Annotated in this window: 7 protein-coding genes and 11 pseudogenes; 12 read left to right on the top strand and 6 right to left on the bottom strand. The window is 60.9% G+C overall.

Features of this window, described 5'->3' with window-relative positions; all coding sequences use genetic code 11:
- The first annotated feature begins 97 nt into the window (after positions 1–97).
- The 6 genes and pseudogenes from rhtA to ybiO all read left to right on the top strand — a co-directional run.
- Entirely contained in the window at positions 98–904 is an 807-nt protein-coding gene (gene rhtA, locus EIO60_RS04880; protein WP_258576288.1) for a threonine/homoserine exporter RhtA, read from the top strand.
- Positions 905–1,304: 400 nt separating this feature from the next.
- Positions 1,305–1,586: pseudogene (gene dps, locus EIO60_RS04885) on the top strand (DNA starvation/stationary phase protection protein Dps); the annotation flags it as partial.
- A 310-nt stretch (positions 1,587–1,896) separates the two neighbouring features.
- Positions 1,897–2,643, top strand: coding sequence for a glutamine ABC transporter substrate-binding protein GlnH (gene glnH, locus EIO60_RS04890; RefSeq protein WP_258576081.1), 747 nt, complete (start codon positions 1,897–1,899; stop codon positions 2,641–2,643).
- A 74-nt stretch (positions 2,644–2,717) separates the two neighbouring features.
- Complete coding sequence (gene glnP / locus EIO60_RS04895) at positions 2,718–3,377, top strand: glutamine ABC transporter permease GlnP (protein ID WP_258576082.1); 660 nt, start codon at positions 2,718–2,720, stop codon at positions 3,375–3,377.
- Entirely contained in the window at positions 3,374–4,096 is a 723-nt protein-coding gene (gene glnQ / locus EIO60_RS04900) for a glutamine ABC transporter ATP-binding protein GlnQ (protein WP_258576083.1), read from the top strand. Before glnP ends, glnQ begins: the two co-directional genes overlap by 4 nt.
- A 274-nt stretch (positions 4,097–4,370) precedes the next feature.
- Positions 4,371–5,749: pseudogene (ybiO, locus tag EIO60_RS04905) on the top strand (mechanosensitive channel protein); the annotation flags it as partial.
- Here ybiO and rlmF read toward each other — a convergent pair.
- Positions 5,708–6,443, bottom strand: a pseudogene (gene rlmF / locus EIO60_RS04910) (23S rRNA (adenine(1618)-N(6))-methyltransferase RlmF); the annotation flags it as partial. The pseudogenes ybiO and rlmF overlap by 42 nt on opposite strands.
- 141 nt (positions 6,444–6,584) lie before the next feature.
- Here rlmF and EIO60_RS04915 point away from each other — a divergent pair.
- Positions 6,585–7,219: pseudogene (locus EIO60_RS04915) on the top strand (flavin reductase family protein).
- A 19-nt stretch (positions 7,220–7,238) separates the two neighbouring features.
- On the opposite strand, the pseudogene EIO60_RS04920 reads toward EIO60_RS04915, so the two are convergent.
- Positions 7,239–7,969, bottom strand: a pseudogene (locus EIO60_RS04920) (N-formylglutamate amidohydrolase).
- Positions 7,970–7,982: 13 nt separating this feature from the next.
- Positions 7,983–8,146, bottom strand: a pseudogene (locus tag EIO60_RS17115) (imidazolonepropionase); the annotation flags it as partial.
- Between EIO60_RS17115 and hutF the strand changes: the two are divergent.
- The 3 pseudogenes from hutF to EIO60_RS04940 all read left to right on the top strand — a co-directional run.
- A pseudogene (gene hutF, locus EIO60_RS04930) lies at positions 8,127–9,169 on the top strand (formimidoylglutamate deiminase); the annotation flags it as partial. The pseudogenes EIO60_RS17115 and hutF sit on opposite strands and share 20 nt — an antisense overlap.
- Positions 9,166–9,485: pseudogene (locus EIO60_RS04935) on the top strand (HutD/Ves family protein); the annotation flags it as partial. The pseudogenes hutF and EIO60_RS04935, both read left to right, overlap by 4 nt.
- A pseudogene (locus EIO60_RS04940) lies at positions 9,467–9,616 on the top strand (aromatic amino acid lyase); the annotation flags it as partial. The pseudogenes EIO60_RS04935 and EIO60_RS04940, both read left to right, overlap by 19 nt.
- Before the next feature lie 100 nt (positions 9,617–9,716).
- On the opposite strand, the gene dinG reads toward EIO60_RS04940, so the two are convergent.
- Positions 9,717–11,891, bottom strand: coding sequence for an ATP-dependent DNA helicase DinG (gene dinG / locus EIO60_RS04945; protein WP_258576084.1), 2,175 nt, complete (start codon positions 11,889–11,891; stop codon positions 9,717–9,719).
- A 183-nt stretch (positions 11,892–12,074) separates the two neighbouring features.
- On the opposite strand from dinG, the pseudogene EIO60_RS04950 reads away from it, so the two are divergent.
- A pseudogene (locus EIO60_RS04950) lies at positions 12,075–13,334 on the top strand (histidine-type phosphatase).
- Here the strand turns inward: EIO60_RS04950 and EIO60_RS04955 are convergent.
- Positions 13,319–13,861 (bottom strand): GNAT family N-acetyltransferase, encoded by a 543-nt coding sequence (locus EIO60_RS04955; protein ID WP_258576085.1) that lies wholly within the window; start codon positions 13,859–13,861, stop codon positions 13,319–13,321. The pseudogene EIO60_RS04950 and the gene EIO60_RS04955 sit on opposite strands and share 16 nt — an antisense overlap.
- Positions 13,858–14,423, bottom strand: a pseudogene (locus EIO60_RS04960) (helix-turn-helix domain-containing protein). Before EIO60_RS04960 ends, EIO60_RS04955 begins: the two are co-directional and overlap by 4 nt.
- A gap of 151 nt (positions 14,424–14,574) precedes the next feature.
- Here EIO60_RS04960 and EIO60_RS04965 point away from each other — a divergent pair.
- A complete protein-coding gene (locus tag EIO60_RS04965; protein ID WP_258576086.1) occupies positions 14,575–15,315 on the top strand; it encodes a MerR family transcriptional regulator in 741 nt (246 codons plus the stop codon).
- Positions 15,316–15,426: the final 111 nt, after the last annotated feature.

The raw sequence follows: 15,426 nt of genomic DNA on the forward strand, positions 1-15,426 counted from the left end.
CTCTCTCTCTCTCTCTCTCTCTCTCTCTCTCTCTCTCTCTCTCTCTCTCTCTCTCTCTCTCTCTCTCTCTCTCTCTGGCAAATCACCCTCTCCGTTTATTCCTGTCGCCCTGCTGCTGGTGGCGATAATATCGCTACAGGGTGGCGCGTCGCTAGCGAAATCCCTGTTTCCGGAGGTAGGTGCCACCGGCATTACCGCGCTGCGCCTCCGGTTGAGCACGCTGATGCTCTGCGCGATCTTTAAACCCTGGCGCCTGCGCTTCACGCGCGAACAGCGCATGCCGCTGCTGATGAACGGGCTGGCGCTGGGCTGCATGAATTTTCTCTTTTACCTCTCGCTGCGAACCGTGCCGCTGGGCGTCGCGGTGGCGCTTGAATTCACTGGCCCGCTGACGCTGCTGGGCACGCGACGTCTGCTCGATCTGACCTGGGTGGTGCTGGCCGTCGCCGGACTCGAGTTCCTGCTGCCGTTTTGCGACAGCATGAAGGCGATCGATCCGCTCGGCGCCGCGCTAGCGGTCGACGCGGGCGCGTGCTGGGCCTGCTATATACTGGCAGGTCAGCGCGCCGGTGCTGAACACGGACCGGCTACCGTCGCCATGAGCTCGCTGATTGCATCGCTGATTTTCGTGCCGACCGGGCTGGCGTTCGCCGCGCCGGGTATCTGGCACTGGAGCATTGTGCCGGTGGCGCTGCTGGTTGCCCTGCTCTCCAGCGCCATTCCCTACTCGCTGGAGATGGTAGCGCTGACGTGGCTGCCAGCGCGCATCTTCGGCACGCTGATGAGCCTTGAACCGGCCGCGGCGGCGCTTTCCGACATCCTCTTCCTCGGCGAGGCGCTCTCGCTTCAGCAGTGTCTGGGGCTGGTGGTGATCGTCATCGCTTCGGCTGACGCCGCGCAATAACTCTCAGAAAGCGGTGAAAATAAAACGCCGCCGGTGCAGTAGCTTACTTCGCTCGCGCTTGGCGCGGGCGCTTAATATTCTCTGCTCTCCCGCGCGGCTAATATTAACTATCAATACACAATATCATCATCATTCTGAAACAAACTGACTCATTTCTCTGCCTGTGCTGGCTAAACGGCTGATTTCCTTCATATTGCCGCCTGCTGCTAAGGCGTGAACCCGGCAGCGCCGTTATTTTCGTGTTGCACTTTATCCGTAAATGCCATCTATTTCATCCATCGACAGCTCCAATCCTGCAAACGTCTCAGGCGCTGCTATACTCATTCCCATGCCTGATTAGGATAACTGTCAAAGGGAGGATTCATACGATGAGTATCGCAAAACTGGTAAAAACGAACCTGACCATCAGGACACCATTGCTGAGCGCGTTGTGCAGCTGGGCGGCGTGGCACTGGTTACCAGCCAGGTTATAAACGATAAAACGTCGCTGTAGAGCTACCCGCTGAACATTTACAGCGTACAGGGTCACCTGAGGACGCTGGTCGACCGTCACGCGATTGTCGCTAACGACACGCGTAAAGCCATCAGCGAAGTAAACGAAGAAGATACCGCCGATATCTTCACCGCCGTCTCGCGAAACCTGGATAAATTCCTGTGGTTTATCGAGTCCAACATTGAGTAACGGCAGTGAATAGCAACAGGCGGGGAAACCCGTCTTTTTATATCTCTTACTCGCCCTTCACTATTTTTTGACATCCATAACATTTCTACCGCTCTCTGCTTTTCAGCCGCCCGACCGTATGCAAAGGTGCGATTACACCAGAATACTCCTCTGCACCACTTTGGTGCGAAAGCGTTTTACTCATGCAAAATCGTGTCAGCTTTAGGATTTAATGCCATGATTCTGTTTAGAATTTAAAGTTGGCATAGTTTTTTCGTATAATCCAGACGTAAACGCAGGTTTCGGGCCTGGGTGTAATTAAGGAAAAATTATGAAGTCACTGTTTAAAGTCTCTGTGGCCGCGCTGGCGCTGGCCTTATCTTTCTCTTCTTCCGCAGCAGAAAAAAAACTGATCGTCGCCACCGATACCGCCTTCGTACCTTTTGAATTCAAGCAGGGCGACAAATATGTCGGTTTCGATGTTGACCTGTGGGACGCCGTCGCTAAGGAGCTGAAGCTGGACTATATCCTGAAGCCGATGGACTTCAGCGGCATCATCCCTGCACTGCAAACGCGCAACGTCGACTTGGCGCTGGCGGGCATTACCATTACCGACGAGCGCAAAAAGGCGACCGAATTTTCCGACGGCTACTACAAGAGCGGCCTGCTGGTAATGGTGCGCAACAATGAAAATGACGTCAAAGGCATCGACGACCTGCATGGCAAAGTGGTGGCGGTAAAGAGCGGCACCGGTTCGGTTGACTATGCGAAAGCGCATATCAAAACCAAAGATCTGCGTCAGTTCCCGAACATCGACAACGCCTATATGGAGCTCGGCACCAACCGCGCCGACGCGGTGCTGCACGATACGCCGAACATCCTTTACTTCATCAACACCGCAGGCAAAGGCCGCTTTAAGGCAGTTGGCGAATCGCTTGAAGCGCAGCAGTACGGCATCGCCTTCCCGAAAGGCAGCAACGACCTGCGTGAAAAGGTCAACGGCGTGCTCAAAACTCTGAAAGAGAACGGCACCTATAACCAGATTTATAAAAAATGGTTTGGTAGCGAACCTAAATAATAATGCTTTTGCTGTCACTTTGAGCAGGGACAGGTTCCCTGTTTTTTTCTATCGCAACAACCTGGAGTCACACCATGGAGTTTGACTGGAGTGTCATCTGGCCCGCCATGCCCGCGCTGATTGAAGGTGCGAAGATGACCCTGATCATTTCAATTCTCGGCCTAGTCGGCGGACTGATTATCGGTCTGGTCGCCGGCTTCGCCCGCGCCTATGGCGGCTGGATCGCCAACAACCTCGCGCTGGTTTTTATCGAGATCATTCGCGGCACTCCGATTGTCGTGCAGGTGATGTTTATCTACTTCGCCCTGCCGATGGCGTTTCCCGATTTGCGCATCGATCCCTTTACCGCCGCGGTGGTGACAATCATGATCAACTCTGGCGCCTATATCGCCGAAATTACCCGCGGCGCGGTGCTGTCGATCAACAAAGGCTTCCGCGAAGCGGGCCTAGCGCTGGGCCTGTCGCGTCGCGAAACCCTGCGCTACGTGATTATGCCGCTGGCGCTGCGCCGCATGCTGCCGCCGCTCGGCAACCAGTGGATTGTCAGCATCAAAGATACCTCGCTGTTTATCGTTATCGGCGTAGCGGAGCTGACACGTCAGGGCCAGGAAATTATCGCCGGCAACTTCCGCGCGCTGGAGATCTGGAGCGCCGTGGCGATTATCTATCTGGTGATTACGCTAGTGTTGAGCTTTGTGCTGCGCCGCATTGAGAAAAGGTTGAGAATCCTGTGATTGAATTCAAGAACGTCTCCAAACACTTTGGCAACACCCAGGTGCTGCACGATATCAACCTGAAGATTAACCAGGGCGAAGTAGTGGTGATTATCGGCCCGTCCGGCTCCGGCAAATCAACGCTGCTGCGCTGCATCAACAAGCTGGAAGATATCACCAGTGGCGACCTGATCGTCGACGGCCTGGAGGTCAACGATCCTAAGGTAGACGAGCACCTGATCCGTCAAGAAGCGGGCATGGTTTTTCAGCAGTTTCACCTGTTTCCGCAGATGAGCGCGCTGGATAACGTGGCGTTCGGCCCGATCCGCGTGCGCGGCGCGAAAAAGGAAGAGGCGCACCGGCTGGCGCGCGAGCTGCTGGCGAAGGTTGGCTTGGCCGAGCGCGCGCACTATTTCCCGTCAGAGCTTTCCGGCGGCCAGCAGCAGCGCGTCGCCATCGCCCGCGCGCTGGCGGTAAAGCCAAAAATGATGCTCTTCGACGAGCCGACCTCCGCGCTGGATCCCGAACTGCGCCACGAGGTGCTGAAGGTGATGCAGGACCTGGCGGAAGAAGGCATGACGATGGTCATCGTGACGCATGAAGTCGGCTTTGCGCAGAAGGTTGCCTCACGCCTGATCTTTATCGACAAGGGCACCATCGCGGAGGATAGCGATCCCGATACGTTGATCGCCCAGCCACCGAGCGATCGCCTGCGCGAGTTTTTGCAGCACGTTTCCTGAATGAACGGGCCGGCATTATGCCGGCCCCTCTCTTTCCCCACCTCGCCCCGCGCTCCAGACGCATTTGCTAGTTTGATTCCACCTTGCCGTTGCGCCCGCTTCTCGCGGCCTGACTGCTGCACTCGCATTCGCCTGCCAGCGCCCTGATGCCGCCCGCTCGCCTGCGCAACGGGCGAAAAATGCCTTTCAGAACATTCACTCGCTGCGCCTGACTATACTTTTTCTTCTGTGGGCCAGAGGTTGCTGAGGAGAAAGTCATGTCGTCAGCCTACATATGTTGTCGCCTGTTGCGGAAGGGATCGCGCTGTTATTGCTCTGCTGTTGCGTGCTGCCCGCCGCGCAGGCGGTAACGCTGCCGCAGGCGGCGGTGGCGGCGCAGCAAACATCCGGCTCCAGCGGCAGCGGCCAGAGCGCGCCGACGGCAGAAGAGAAAAAAGCCGCCTATGCCGCGCTGGCGAACGTGCTGGAGAATGACCAGGCGCGCCAGGAGCTGATTACCCAGCTGCGCGACGGCGCCAGACAGCACGCCCGCGGCGGAAGAGGAGGATAAAACCGTACTGCAGGGCGTGACCGACGTGACGCGCGAATTCGGCGGCGATGTGGCGCAGAAGTTTGCCCGCCTGCATGACAATATCGTCGATACGCCGCACAAGAACTTCAATCCGACCACCTTTTTCAACGCCCTGCGGCACTTTGTGGTGCTATCGGCGGCGCTGTTCGCTCTCTACTGGCTGCTGCGCCTCGCCATGCATCCCCTTGTATCGCCGGATGGGGCGCCGAAAAATCAGGAGCAGCGCAACTGGTTCCAGCTGCCGCTGGCCATCCTCGGCGCGTTCGCCATCGATCTGCTGATGCTGGCGCTGACGCTCTTTACCGGGCAGATCATCAGCGACAACTACCACGGCAACAGCCGCACCATCGCCTATCAGCAGGGACTGTTTCTGAACGCCTTCGCTCTCATCGAATTCTTCAAAGCGATGCTGCGGCTTATCTTTTGTCCCGGCTTCAGCGAGCTGCGCTTTTTCATCTCAGCGACGGCCACGCCCGCTACTGGAGCACGCGCCTCAGCTGGCTTTCCGGCCTGATCGGCTACGGCCTGCTGGTGATTGTGCCTATTGTCTCTAACCAGGTTAACGTGCCGGTCTCGGCGCTGGTCAACGTGCTGATTATGGGCATCATGACCGTCTGGGCGCCGGCACTGATCTTCTCTAACCGCCCAGCATTCACCGCGCCCTGCAGCCGCTCTCCGATCGCAGCATGGCCTTCTTCGCCTTCTTTATTCGCGCCTTCGCGCTGGTGTGGCACTGGCTGGCCAGCGCCTACTTCATCACCCTGTTTCTGCTGTCGATATTCAATCCCGGCGACAGCCTGAAATTTATGATGTCCGCCTCGGTGCGCATGCTGGCGATTATCGGTATCGCCGCCTTCGTCTCCGGCATCCTGACGCGCTGGATCGGCAAAACCATTACGCTGTCGCCCGATCTGCGCAGCAACTATCCCGCGCTGCAAAAGCGGGTCAACGACTGGGTCAAGGCGATTCTCAAGCTGGCACGCATGATCACCGTGTTCGCCACGCTGGTGCTGCTCAACGCCTGGAACCTGTTCGATCTCCTGGCGCGCCAGTGCCGCGCTTTCGGCGATCATATGGCCGACAAAGGCTTTCTCGCCCCCTTCGCACCACAGCTCGTTGTGCTGGCCGCCGAAGTTCCGCAGTGTGTTGCTCTCCAGCTTCAGATTGCACGCTTTGCGCTGCGAGTCGTCTGCCGCTTGCGCCGCCGAGGCGTGGAACGGCGGATTGCACATGACCGCGTAGAAGAATTCGTTTTTGCTTACCACGCCCGCCAGCACCGCGTCGGAATTTTTCTGGCGACGCAGGCGAATGCTGCGCTGCAGGCCTGGATTGGCTGCCACGATGCGATTCGCCGCTTTGAGCGCCGCCTCGTAGATATCAGTGCTGGAAACGCCAGCCATACTCCGCCTGGCCGATCAGCGGATAGATGCAGTTGGCGCCGCAGCCGATATCGAGAATATCCTCCTGCGGGATGGCGCCGCGGTTGTCCTGCGCCAGCAGATCCGCCAGATAGTGCAGGTAGTCGGCGCGTCCCGGCACCGGTGGACAGAGCGCGCCGGGCGCCAGCTGCCACTCCAGGCCATAGAAGTGCTTCAGCAGCGCCTGGTTGTGCAGCATCACCGCCTCCGCGTCGGCAAAATCGATCGACTCGCCGCCATAGCCGTTGGGCCACACCTTCGCTGCCAGCGGCGGATGCGCGACGGTCAAGGCGGCAAAGTCATATTCGCCTTGATGTCGATTGCGGGCGTGGAAAAGGTTACTGGCTGGCTTGTTCATGGCGTCTCCCGGTTTGCAGGCGCGTACAATACGCCGCAGCGGCGCGAAAATAAAGCCGCACAATCCACTTATACATTTCTTCCCGATGCAGCCGATGCTGTAGCGTTAAGATATTGTTAACACTTCGCTACGGGATAAAAGATGACGCATAAACTCTACTCCTACCAACCGCGCGCCGGTCACGGCCTGCCGCACGACCCGCTGAACGCCATTATCGGGCCGCGTCCTATCGGCTGGATCAGCTCAATTTCCGCCACCGGCCAGCGCAACCTAGCGCCCTACAGCTTCTTCAACTGCTTTAACTACCCCGTCCACCGATTATCGGCTTTGCCAGCAGCGGCTGGAAAGACAGCGTGCGCAATATCAGCGAAAGCAAGGAGTTCGTCTGGAATCTGGCGACGCGCCCGCTGGTGGAGGCGATGAACGAGAGCTCGGCGTCAGTGCCGCTGGATCAGGATGAGTTTGCCCTTGTGGGCCTGACGCCGCTCGCCGCCTTGCAGGTCAAATCGAGCCTGGTGGCGGAAAGCACAGTGAACTTCGAGTGCCGCCTGACCCAGCTGATCCAGCTGCAGGATGCGCAAGGCAACCCGATAGACAGCTGGCTGGTGCTAAGCGAAGCGGTCGCCATCCATATCGACGAGTCGCTGCTGGAGGATGGCATCTATCAGACAGCGCGCACCCAGCTGATTCTGCGCGCCGGCGGGCCGAGCGCCTACTACGGCACCAGCGAAAACGAGCGCTTCGCTCTTACGCGCCCGGACGCGCGCCGCGGCTAGACGGCGGCGCGCAGCCTGGTCAGGCGGGTTTGCCGTCGGCCATAAAGCGCTGCACCATCGGCTTCAGCACCTTCTGCAGGGCTGACGCCCGCTCCTGCCGCCAGGCGAACGGCGGCGTCTCATCCATATAGTTCCGCTGCGCCAGCTCCAGCTCCAGCTCCAGCTCCAGCTGCACCGCCTGAATCTTCTCCTGCGGCTGCCCGTGGGCGCGGGTGATATAGCCGCACTTAAAGCGCCCGTTCACTACCCAGCTGTAGTCGCTCTGCGCCGCGTAGACCGCTGCCAGCCCCTGCGCCACAGCTTTTGCCGTCGTTGGTGCCGATATTGAGATCCGGCAGGTGTCCCTCAAACAGGCGCGGGATCGTGCTGGATCTGCTGGTGATAGGGCTGCCTGATATCGGCGAGATAGTCTGCGCGCTGCGCCGCGGTGAGCGTGTTGCCCGGCGTAAAGGTCGGCGCGCCGTCGAACAGGGTTTCCGGAAAGAGGCCGGTGGTGGCAGTAGCGTAGAGCGGCTGATTGTCCGGCGGACGATTCAGATCGATCACAAAGCGCGAATAGTGGCCAATCAGCACGCTGGCGCCCAGGTCGCGCCCGAAATCGAACAGCAGCGGAATATGCTAGTCGATGTCGGGCAAACCGCGCGCCGCCTCGCTCAGCCCCGCTTCCACCTCAGGCGTCAGCTGCGTGCCGGCGTGAGGAATGCTGACCAGCAGCGGCAGGCTGCCCGGCGTAAAGTGAAAAGGTGTCATTGCGCATCTCCGCGAAGATAACGGTACAGGGCAGCTTGCCACCCAGCCAGTAAACCGTTCCGCCGGACGCGCCAGCGGCCAGTGGACGAGGTTTGCCACCTTGCCCGCCTCCAGCGATCCGTGCGTCTTTTCCAGACCCAGAGCCTTTGCGCCCCAGAGCGTGACGCCCGACAGCGACGCGCAGGGCGCCATTAGCCTGCCCGGCGCAGTGATCCCCTCGGTCGCCAATCTGCATTCGCACGCCTTAGCGCGCCATGGCGGGCCTGGAGGAGGCGGCGAGCAATGCGCAGGACAGCCTCTGGAGCTAGCGCGATCTAGATGTATCGCATGGTGCAACGCCTGACGCCGGAGCAGGTCGGCGCCATCGCCGCGTATCTCTATATCGACATGCTGAAAGGCAGCTATACCCAGGTCGCAGAGTTCCACTACCTGCATCACGACCCCAGCGGCGCGCCCTACGCGCAGGACGCGATGCTGCAACAGCTGATGCTGGCCGCCGAGGTCGCCGGCATCGGCCAGACGCTGCTGCCGGTGCTCTACAGCCACAGCGGCTTCGGCGCGCAGCCGTCGCTGCCGGGCCAGAAACGCTTTATTCAGCAAACCGAGGACTATCTGCGCCAGCAACAGCGGCTGGCCGCCGTAATGGATAGCAAACCGCTGCTCAGTCGCGGCCTCTGCTTTCACTCGCTGCGCGCGGTGAGCGAAGCGCAGATGCGCAAGGTGCTGGCCGTCAGCGACGTGACCTTGCCGGTGCATATTCACGTCGCCGAGCAGGAGAAATCGGTCAACGACTGCCTGGCCAAGAGCGGCGAGCGGCCGGTGGCGTGGCTGCTTAACCGCTTTGCGGTCGATACGCGCTGGAGCCTAATCCACGCCACCCACCTTGAGACGCCTGAAATCCAGTAGCTGGCCGCCAGCCGCGCGGTAGCCGGGCTTTGCCTGACCACCGAGGCCAATCTCGGCGACGGCCTTTTTCCGGCCACGGACTATATAGCCCAGGGCCGTCGCTGGGGCATCGGCTCCGACAGCCACGTCGCCCTCGGCGCGCTGTCGCCGAGCAGGCGCGCCTCAACCGCTGGTTGTTTGCCGGCGGCCGCGCGCAGATCCGCGACGTCTGGGTGGCGGGACGCGCGGTAGTCCAAGCGGGCCGCCAAGGCGTGCGCCACCGCGTTTCGCCAGGCGATGGCGGCGCTGCGATGAGAACGCGCTTCCGTTATGCCAACCTGCCAGTCAGCCGCTGGCGCAACGGCGGCGGCGAGACGCGCGAGATAGTCAGCTATCCGCCGGGCGAAGCGGATTTCGCCTGGCGCGCCAGCATCGCTACCCTCGCCCGCGACGGCGCCTTCTCGCGCTTTCCCGGTGTCGATCGAGTGATTACTCTGCTGCGCGGCGGCGAGTGGCGGCTGGCGAACGGCTATGCGCCGCGGAAGGGGTATGGTGGCTGGATGAGGAGACGCGGCTGACGCCCGCGACGCCGGACGCCCGGCTCTTGCTGACGCGCCTCAGCCGATTTCCGCAAGCCGTCTGGCGGACCTGCAGTGTAATCTGGTGCTGTCGCACAGTGTCGGTCTGGGCGATCTGCTGTCCGACAACTTCACACGTCTGGTGATGGCGACCAAAATCATCAGCCTGGCGCGATCGCGCGCGTGATTTTTGCCGCGCCCACCTCTTTAATGACTTTGTTCAGTTCCATTTTTCGCTTCCAGTCAGGGCTGCTGTATGACCACGGCCAACGCCAACTCTGTTGTTATCGCTTCGCCGCGGGCCGCCTGGCGGGACGGCGTTGGCTTCCCGGCAGCGGCGCGCGCTTCACCTTCAGCGCGGCGGGCGCCTCGGGTTGCTCAATGGGAAAAACCGGCAGCGCGGCCAGCAGGCGGCTGCCGTAGGCTTTGCTCAGCAGGCGGCGATCGTAAATCACGATTTCGCCCCAGCACTGATGGCTGCGGATCAGGCGTCCCACCTGCTGTATCAGGGTAAAGGAGGCGCTCGGCAAACTCTGCACCTCAAAGGGATAACGGTTCAGGCTTTTGAGCCACTCGCCCTCGGTCAAAATTACCGGACTGTCCACCGGGGGAAAAGCGATTTTATGAATATGCACCTGGCTGAGCAGCTCACCCTTTAAATCCAGCCCCTCTGCGAACGACTGCTGGCCAACCAGAATGCTGGTTTCCCCCTTCGTCACCCGCTTGCGGTGCAGCTCCACCAGGCGCGATCGCGGCTGGTCGCCCTGCATCAGCATCGAAAGCCGCAGCTCCGGCAGCTGCGCGACGAACTGCTGCATGGCGCGGCCACTAGCGAACAGCACCAGCACCCCCTTGTGCTGCGCGTCTTTCATCTGCTGGCGGAAGAAGGCCGCCATCTCGGCGATATGCTCCGCCTCGTTCGCCATTAGCGGCTCGTAGCGCATCTGCGGGATCACCAGCTTGCCCTGCTCGACGTGATTAAACGGCGAGTCGAGCGCCACAAAGCGGTCGCCCGCCTTTTCATTCAGGCCCGACATCTCCTGCAGGCGGTGAAAACTGTTGAGCGAGAGCAGTGTGGCGGAGGTCACCACCACATGGGGGATTTTGCGCCACAGCAGTTTCTCCAGCTGATCGCTGACACGGATGCCGGCGCAGTGGAACAGCAGGTGCGCCTGGCCGTCGCGCAGCTCGCGAGTAACCCATTTCGACACCGGCGCCCCTGAGGCTTTCGGCATTGCCGCCAGCCGCCACAGTTTGCTGACCGATTCGAACCAGCCGAACTGGCGGTTCAGCTGCAATAGATTTCGATGCAGACGCGTCAGGTCGACGCTGCCGGTCTGCTCGCTAAGGGCGTTAATCAGCCCTTCCGCCAGCCCGCGCAGCGCGTCGCTCAGCTTGAACAGGCGGGCGCAGAGCGCCAGCAACTCTTCCTGCAGCTCGCCCAGCACGAAGCGGAACTCGCCCGGCTGATTGTCGGCGGGCAGCAGCGGATTGAGCGCCTGGCTGAGGGTCGTGAGCAGCTCGCGCAGCTCTTCGCAGTGCGCCTTCAGCCGCTCCGGATTACTGAGCGGCGGCAGCGATTTTGGCCGCATTTGCTTCATAATGCCCTCCACCAGCCGCACAAAGAGATCGAGCTGCAGGCTGCTCCAGCCGGGCGTGATCTCCGCGCTCATCTCCAGCGCGTCGCGCGCTACTTCCGGCAGATGATGCCCTTCGTCCAGCACCAGCATCAGCTGTTTCGCCGGCGGCAGCACCGACTCGTTCTCCATCGCCGCCATCACCAGCGCATGGTTGACCACCACCACATCTACCTGTTCGATTTCGCGGCGGGCAATAAAGAACGGGCATTCGCGATACCAGCGGCAGTGGGAGCCGAGGCAGCTCGCTTTGTCAGTGGAGATACGCTGCCACAGGCTGTCGCTGATGTTCTCTTCGCTGTGGTCGCGCAAGCCGTCCCAGGCGTAGCTGCCGAGCGATTTTTCCAGCCGCGCGCACTGCGTCTGCTCTTCGCGGGTGCTGCTGACCACCTCGTCATCAAGATAGAGCAGCAGATCGCCCTGCTGGTCGTCGCTGGCGGCCAGCGCCGCCAGGTTGCGCGGACAGACGTAGCGCCTACGGCCAAAGGCGGCGGTAAAGGTGAGATCGGGGATGATCTCTTTCAGCAGCGGCAGATCCTTGGTGAGTATCTGATCCTGCAGTGCCACGTTGGCGGTACTGATCACCAGCCTTTTCTCGTCGGCGCGGCTCGCAGCGATGCCGGGAATCAGATAGGAAAGGGTTTTGCCGACGCCGTTCGGCGCTTCGATCGCCAGGTGGCGCGCGTCGTCGCCCGCCAGGCATTTCGCCACTTCGGCGATCATCTGGCGCTGCGGCGCGCGGGGAATAAAGTCCGGCACCTGCTGCTGTAGCGCCTTATACCACTGCGCTATCTGGCTTTTTAATGCTGCTGTCAGGGCCATAGTCAATTACCGCCGGGTGCAAATGGCCTGTATTTTTACACAGTAATCCGCCAGCGTCAGCTTTACGGCGCATTTTTTCGCGCTGCCTCGTAGAATTTTGCTCCGGCAAAATCTTAGCGTAGCCAGCGGCCAGCCCTCAGCGCTATGGTGTGGCCTCACTACTATTCTCATAAGGAAGAAGAGATGACATTTTCCCGTTACGCCTGTATGGCCGCCTGCGCGCTGTTACTTTGCACGACGCAGGCCGCTGCGCAGCCTGACTATCAGCTGGAGAAGGTGGTGGAGCTGAGCCGCCACGGCGTGCGCCCGCCCACGCCGGGCAACCGAAAAGAGATTAAAGCCGCCACCCAGCGCCCCTGGCCGGCCTGGTCAACGCGCGACGGCGAGCAGACCGGTCACGGCTATGCGGCGCTGGTCAACAAAGGACGCTGGGAAGGCGAGCACTACCGCCAGCTCGGCCGGCTGCCCGCAGCCGCAGGATATCTATTGCGCGCCAGCCCGCTGCAGCGCACCCTTGCCAGCGCCGAGGCGCTGATGGACGGCGCCTTTCCCGGTTGCGGCGTGACGGTGCGTCGCGTCGCGGGCGACAAGGATCCGCTGTTTTAGAGCAACGCCTTCGCCGCCAGCGCGCCCGGCCTGCAGCGGCAGCAAGCGGCGGTCATGGCGGCGGCAGGCGATCTCGCCGCGCGGCAGCGGGCGCTCGAGCCCGCTGTTGCGGCGCTGAAGCGGGCAGTATGCCCGTCCGACGCCCACTGCGCGCTGTTTGATCAGCCGTGGCAAATCCGCCAGAGCAAAAGCGGCAGCACTTACGTTGCCGAACTGAGCGTGCTGGCGAGCATGGCCGAAACGCTGCGCATGGGCTAGAGCAAAAATCTGCCGCTCAGCCAGCTCGCCTGGGGCAATATCACTCACGCCGGGCAAATCACCGTGATGCTGCCGCTGCTGACGGCAAACTACGATCTCAGCAACGATTTGTGCTACACTGCGCAAAAGCGCGCCTCGGTGCTGCCCAATGCGCCATGCTGACGGCAGCGGCGCCAGAGAAGCGCGCGGACGCGCCGCCGGATGCGTGCTGGCTGCTGCTGCTGGCCCACGATACCAATATCGCTATGGTGCGCAGCCTGATGGGCTTCAGCTGAACGCTGCCCGGCTACGCGCGCGGCAATATCCCGACCGGCGCCAGCCTAGTACTGGAGCGCTGGTGCGACAAGGCCAGCGGCCAGAGCTTTCTGCGGCTCTACTTTCAGGCGCAAAGCCTGGAGGCGCTGCGCCAGCTACAACCGATCGACGCGGCGCATCCGCTGCTGCGCGAAGAGTGGCACGCAGCCGGACTGCTGCGTTACGCCGGTCGGCACGCTCTGCCCGCTGCGCACGGCGCTGCGCGCTCTGAGCCGCGCAATCGACAGCGACGCCGTGACACCAGTTAGCTATGCCAGCCCCTGATCCAAGCTGACGGCCAGCGGCTTAAACATCACCGTGGTCGCCTCCAGCTCTCCCGTCACCGATTCGGCATAGGCGGGAATCGATCCCGCCGTCTGCCAGCCGAACGACCGGTAGAGCAGGCTGGCGACATTGCCGCTGCGGGTATCCAGCACCAGCAGACGCTTGCCGAGCGCCTGCGTGCGTGTCTCGGCCTGCTGCATCAGCTGGCGCGCAATACCCTGCCGCCGGGCGCGCGGATGCACCAGCAGCTTGCTGATTTCTGCACGGTGGCGGCCGTTGGGCATGCTGGCGGCGTGAATCATCACACAGCCGACCACCGCGTCGGGCTGCCAGGCGACCAGCAGTTCGTTCTGGCCGCTGGAGAGCAAGGCGGCGCGATCCTGCCAGATGCGCTCGATAACTGCGCGATCCTGCGCATCGGTAAAGCCGATACTGGCGCCATCTGCCACGCACGCCTGCAACAGATCGCTGAGTGATGTCAGCTGCTGGCGCGCCTCGGCGCCGTCAAGCCATGTATAGGTCATCATGGTTTACATACCACCAGCAGATAACGTGCGCCGTCGGTGAGATGCGCCGCAAACGCGGAGCGGCCGGTAAGATGAAAGCGCAGACAGTCGCCCGACCACAGCGTCCAGCTCTGCGCCTCCATGCTGATGGTCAGCCCGCCCTGCTAGCAGCCAAATGTGCTGCTCCAGCCCCTGCATAGGCGGCGCATCGTAATCGATGCGCTCGCCGGGAAGAAGCTGCCCCTCAACCAGCTCTGCGCGAAAGTGGGCCGCCGGCGGCGACACGCTGCGGCGCACAAAGCCGCTCGCCTCATCCTGCCAGACCGGCTGGCGATCCGGCGTCAGCAGCAGATCGCTGCCCTCCTCCTACTTCGCTCAGCAGCCGCGACATAGTCAGGCCATAGGCAACACATAAGCGATTTAATAACGCAGCGGTGGGGCTGGTTTCGCCACGCTCAATACGTGACAATGAAGCGCGGCTAATTCCGGTTGCCGTGGCGAGTTCCTTAAGCGACCAGCCGCGCTGGGTGCGCAACTCAGCCAGGCGCGCCGCCAAGCGTTGTTCAGTTTCTGCAATCTGTATCGTTGTTATCTCACTTTTGGGAAGTGATTCTCATAAATGAGATTGAGAGTGAAATTTACGGCAGCGTCAACTTGTACACTTAAAAAACATTGGTACAAGTTGTCTGCGTTCGTTAAGGTAATCTAATTGCGTTCGAAAGTTTGGGGAAGTTATGGCCTTTTACAGTATCGGCGACGTTGCAGAACGCTGTAGAATCAATGCCGTCACACTGCGCGCGTGGCAACGTCGCTACGGCTTGTTAAAGCCGCAGCGATCGGAAGGCGGGCATCGTCAGTTTGATGACGAGGACGTTCAGCGCATTGAAGAAATCAAGCGCTGGATTGAGAGCGGCGTGCCGGTAGGCAAAGTCAAGGCACTGCTCGAAGGAGAAAACGTCAATGTGCATGATAGCTGGGTCAACCTTCAGGAAGAGTTGATGAGCGTGCTGCACCACGTCCAACCCTCCAGGCTGCGCGCCAAAATCGCCGCCATGGGTCGCGAACATCCGGTAGACCCGCTTATCGAGCACGTCATTATGCCGGTGCGGCAGAAGCTGGGGCTGGATCAGAACACCGCGCGCGTGATGAGCAGCCTACTGGACGGTGCGCTGATTGACTACGTCGCTTTCTGCCTGGCCTCCAGCCGCAAAAAGGCGGGCAAAGACGCGCTGATCATCGGCTGGGCTGTTGAGGATCGCACTCGTATCTGGCTGGAGGCCTGGCGTCTGTCCCTGGATGCCTGGCGACTCGACGTGCTGGCGGAGCCGCTCGATCTGCCGCGCCCGGAACTCTTTCCTGGCCAGAATATTTTCGTCTGGACCGGCAAAAAGTTAACCCGTCGCCAGCAGGAGCAGCTGACGCACTGGCAGGAACAGGGTTTCTCTATCCGCGCTCACGAGACGCGCTTTCAGTAAAACGCACACAGGGCCCTTGTTCCCTTTCCCCCTCGCCCTGCTCACGTTATCATCCCCGCCTTTCGGGCTTCAAGGGTTTCCGCATGAACTGGCAAAAAATTTTCTTCACAA

The sequence above is a fragment of the Candidatus Pantoea persica genome (genome assembly GCF_013753875.1).
Taxonomy (GTDB): Bacteria; Pseudomonadota; Gammaproteobacteria; order Enterobacterales; family Enterobacteriaceae; genus Pantoea; species Pantoea persica.